Here is a 2,758-nt window from a genome sequence, read left to right as displayed (position 1 = left end):
CCCCTTCCCGGTGTGGCCGACCTCGATAAGTGGGTCATCTATGTGCCACTCGAGCACATAGCAGCGGTGCAGGCGGCGGTGTTTGAGGCTGGTGCTGGCCACGTCGGCGACTACTCGCAGTGCAGCTGGAGCGTCACCGGTACCGGACAGTTCCTGCCGCATGACGGGGCGTCGCCCGCGGTGGGCAGCATCGGCACCGTCGAGCGGGTGTCCGAAGACCGGGTTGAGGTTGTCGCACCCGCGCGCGCACGGGCCGCTGTGTTGTCGGCGATGCGCGCCGCGCATCCCTACGAAGAGCCGGCGTTCGACATCCTTGCGCTGGTGCCCCCACCTAGCGACGTCGGCTTGGGTCGCATCGGATCGCTGCCGCGACCAGAATCGCTACGTACCTTCGTCTCCAGAGTTGGCGCCGCATTGCCGCAAACATCCTCGGGTGTGCGCGCCACGGGAGACCCGGATCTGCTCGTGTCGCAGGTCGCGGTGTGCGGCGGCGCCGGGGACTCGTTGCTGAGCCTCGCGGCCGCCGCGGACGTTCAGGCGTATGTCACGGCCGACCTGCGGCACCATCCAGCCGACGAACATCGGCGGACTTCAAACGTGGCGCTAATCGACGTCGCGCATTGGGCAAGCGAATTCCCGTGGTGCGGTCAGGCCGCCGACGTGCTGCGATCCCATTTCGGTGCGGCGCTGCAGGTGCGGGTGTGCACTATCCGCACCGACCCGTGGAACCTGGAGGCAGAACGAGTGAACGATGTGAGTGATAGTTGGAGAGATCAGTCATGAAAGCCGAAGTAACGCAACAACGTTCGCTGTTAGAGTTGTCGAAGCTGGATGCTGAGCTGTCCCGGATTGCGCATCGGGCCACCCATTTACCGCAGCGGGAGGCCTACGAGCAGATGCAGGTCGAGCATACCGCCGTCAGTGAGCGGCTGGCCGCCGTGCGAATTGCGGTGGAGGACTTAGATGCCCAGGTGTCGCGACTCGAGTCGGAGATCGACGCGGTGCGACAGCGTGAAGACCGAGATCGGTCGCTGCTCAAGTCGGGGGCGACGGACGCTAAGCAGTTGTCTGATCTACAACATGAGCTGGAGACCCTGCAACGCCGCCAGACCAGCCTGGAAGATTCCCTGCTGGAGGTCATGGAGCGCCGCGAGGATCTGCAGGCCCAGCTAACTGCAGAGCTAGAGGCAATCGAGAGGATGCAGGCTGACCTGGACGGTGCTCAGCAGGCTCTCGACGCCGCCATCGCCGAGATCGACCAGGCCCGCCAGCAACATTCCTCACGGCGCGATGTGCTGACCGCGGAACTGGACCCCGCCCTCTCGGCGCTTTACGAACGACAGCGTGCTGGGGGAGGGCCGGGCGCCGGGCAATTGCAGGGACACCGGTGCGGCGCCTGCCGGATCGAGATCGGCCGCGGCGAGTTGGCCCGCATCTCGGCGGCCGCCGACGACGAAGTAGTGAGGTGCCCGGAGTGTGGCGCGATCCTGTTGCGGGTCAAAGGATTCGATCAGTGAAAGTTATCGTCGAGGCCGACGGCGGGTCGCGAGGCAACCCCGGACCAGCCGGATACGGCGCGGTGGTGTGGACCGCGGACCGCTCGACTGTGCTGGCGGAGACTAAGCAGGCGATCGGCAGAGCGACGAACAACGTCGCCGAGTACCGGGCCCTGATAGCAGGTTTGGACGATGCCGTGAAAATGGGTGCCACCGAGGCCGCGGTCTTGATGGATTCCAAGCTGGTCGTGGAACAGATGTCCGGTCGGTGGAAAGTCAAGCACCCCGACTTGATTGAGCTATACACACAAGCGCAGACGCTGGCGTCGCGGCTGGCGCGCGTCAGTTATACGTGGATTCCGCGCACCCGGAACTCACATGCCGACCGGTTGGCCAACGAGGCGATGGACGCCGCGGCTTGCGCCGACGGCCGGGTTGAGAAAGCCGCCTTGCCGCGTGCTCAGCCCGCGGAAACCGTTGCGACGGAATCACAAACAGCGCCCGGCTGGACAGGTGCGCGCGGTACGCCTACCCGGCTGTTGTTGCTGCGACACGGCCAGACCGAGCTGTCGGTGCAACGCCGCTATTCGGGACGCGGCAACCCGGCACTAAATGACGTAGGTTGGCGGCAAGCTCGAGCTGCGGCGCGGTATTTTGCGCAGCGCGGCGGCATCGCCGCAGTGGTCTCCTCGCCATTGCAACGGGCGTACGACACCGCGGCAACGGCCGCCGACATGCTGGGCGTCAACTTGACGGTGGATGATGATCTGATCGAAACCGACTTCGGGGCCTGGGAGGGGTTGACGTTCGCCGAGGCCGCCGCGCGTGATCCGGAACTGCATCGTCGCTGGCTGCACGACACCGCCGCGTCGCCGCCGGGCGGTGAAAGCTTCGACGATGTGCTGGGCCGGGTGTGCTTGGCGCGTGAACGGATCATCGCCGGATATCAGGGCGAAACGGTGCTGGTGGTGTCACACGTCACGCCGATCAAGATGCTGCTGCGGCTCGCGCTGGATGCCGGTGCGGGCCTCCTGTACCGGCTACATCTTGACTTGGGGTCATTAAGCATCGCCGAGTTCTACCCCGATGGCGCGTCTTCGGTGCGGTTGGTGAACCAAACCGGCTACCTCTGAAGCGCGCCGGAACGGCCCCGAAACGGCCCTCATACCCCAATCAACCAAGCGACGACTGTGCGACCGGAAAGTCAAAGTAGGTGCCCGGATGGTGCTCTGGTTGGTAGGTGTAATGCCACCACTCGTCCT

The 2,758-nt window shown here is 65.1% G+C and carries 3 protein-coding genes; all 3 read left to right on the top strand.

Features of this window, described 5'->3' with window-relative positions; translation table 11 throughout:
- Positions 1-783 (top strand): Nif3-like dinuclear metal center hexameric protein (locus tag AC2VOU_RS05855; protein WP_486956521.1); only part of this gene is annotated, 783 nt, incomplete at its 5' end.
- Positions 780-1,517, top strand: a complete 738-nt coding sequence (locus AC2VOU_RS05850; RefSeq protein ID WP_486956520.1) for a zinc ribbon domain-containing protein — start codon at positions 780-782, stop codon at positions 1,515-1,517. The genes AC2VOU_RS05855 and AC2VOU_RS05850, both read left to right, overlap by 4 nt.
- The gene (locus tag AC2VOU_RS05845) at positions 1,514-2,629 is read left to right on the top strand and encodes a bifunctional RNase H/acid phosphatase (protein WP_047314666.1); all 1,116 of its coding nucleotides are present in this window, start codon (positions 1,514-1,516) and stop codon (positions 2,627-2,629) included. Before AC2VOU_RS05850 ends, AC2VOU_RS05845 begins: the two co-directional genes overlap by 4 nt.
- The last annotated feature ends 129 nt before the right edge of the window (positions 2,630-2,758 follow it).

This window comes from Mycobacterium sp. TH-M25, assembly GCF_057473665.1.
Note: the sequence above shows the minus strand (reverse complement) of the source record. Positions and strands in the feature narration are given on the sequence as shown.

Excerpts from the sequence above, each read along its gene's own strand:
- AC2VOU_RS05850 (WP_486956520.1), top strand. The coding sequence starts at position 780 with ATGAAAGCCGAAGTAACGCAACAACGTTCGCTGTTAGAGTTGTCGAAG.